The sequence below is a fragment of the Pedobacter sp. UYP1 genome (genome assembly GCF_040547305.1).
Classification (GTDB): domain Bacteria; phylum Bacteroidota; class Bacteroidia; order Sphingobacteriales; family Sphingobacteriaceae; genus Pedobacter.
This window is the reverse complement of the sequence record NZ_JBEPPL010000049.1, coordinates 1-1,373: the sequence shown is the minus strand read 5'-3', so window position 1 is coordinate 1,373 and position 1,373 is coordinate 1. Positions and strand designations below refer to the sequence as shown.

Annotated in this window: 2 protein-coding genes; both read left to right on the top strand. The window is 38.8% G+C overall.

From position 1 onward, the window contains the following. The coding region (locus tag ABIB30_RS27230; RefSeq protein WP_354306166.1) for an ISAon1 family transposase N-terminal region protein at positions 1 to 366 on the top strand (366 nt) is incomplete at its 5' end. Next, positions 359 to 1,342, top strand: coding sequence for an ISAon1 family transposase (locus ABIB30_RS27225; RefSeq protein ID WP_354306165.1), 984 nt, complete (start codon positions 359 to 361; stop codon positions 1,340 to 1,342). The genes ABIB30_RS27230 and ABIB30_RS27225, both read left to right, overlap by 8 nt. The last annotated feature ends 31 nt before the right edge of the window (positions 1,343 to 1,373 follow it).

Genomic DNA, 1,373 nt, shown 5'->3' with positions numbered 1-1,373 from the left:
AGAATTTTCATTTTGAGTCAAGCCGAGCAAACCCTAATCAGTTTATTATTACCAGAAGGCATTCTGGATTATTTTGAGTTAATCAAAGTAGATAAAGCAGAAAAGATGCTAAATATCTACCTTGAAGAGAAAAATATTGCCCCCGAAGGCTATTCAAAAAAGGCTCTTGAATCCAAGGGGTTCTTCCCAGAAGTTGGTATCCAGGATTTTCCCATTCGTGGTCAAAAAGTATCCTTATGTATAAAAAGGAGGCGTTGGACAGTTAAAAGTACGGGAGAAATCATAAGTAGAGATTGGGATCTAGTAAGAAAAGGGGCACGAATGACAACGGAATTCGGTCTTTTTTTAAAAGGAATATTTGGATAATCATCCGATCAGTTGTTATCATTTGGGACATTACTTTCAAGTGGATGGCAAACAACTGCAAGAACAATATAAAGAACATATCAGTGATTACAATGTATGGGGACAGAAAGACCATGCAGACCAGTGGATGTTATTCACAAAGAACCTCAGCCCACATTTGAGTATCGATGAAACTGCTTTATCTAATGGAGAATTATATACGATTGTGACCAATAAGTCTGCAAAAGGTCGTAAAGGAGCTATTGTAGCCATGATCAAAGGCACAGTAGCTGAAGATATTATTACTGTACTGAAGAAAATACCAGAAAGATTTCGCAAAACAGTACAAGAAGTAACCATGGATATGGCTGCTAACATGCAATTGGCGATCAAAAGATGTTTTACCAATGCACACCGGGTCATCGACCGTTTTCATGTACAAAAACTTGCTTATGATGCCGTACAGGAATGCAGAGTAAAATATCGATGGGAAGCGTTGGATGCAGAAAATGAAGCAATTAGCCAGGCAAAGAAAAACAAAACGGTCTTCCGAGCGGAAGTACTTTCTAACGGAGATACGCTCAAACAATTGCTGGCCAGAAGCAGATATTTGTTGTTTAAGCATCACAGCAAATGGACAGATATCCAGAAAAATCGGGCAGAGTTGTTATTCCTACGCTACCCAGAGTTAAAAAAGGCCTACGGGCTATCACTTCGATTGGGGGAGATCTTTAAGGTATGTAAAAGTAAAGAGCAGGCATTTAAAAGACTGGCACTATGGTACAATGACGTAGAAGATGCTGAGATAGAGGCATTCAAAACAGTATCAAGGTCTATTCAGGCACATTATTTATCTATTCTGAACTTCTTCACCAACAGGGCTACTAATGCTTCCGCAGAATCTTTTAATGCAAAGGTTAAGGCTTTCAGAGCAACTTCCAGAGGCGTAAGAGATATCAAATTCTTCTTATTCAGACTTTCTAAAATATATGCCTAAAATCATTCCCCCCAACTTTTCCGCTTGATCC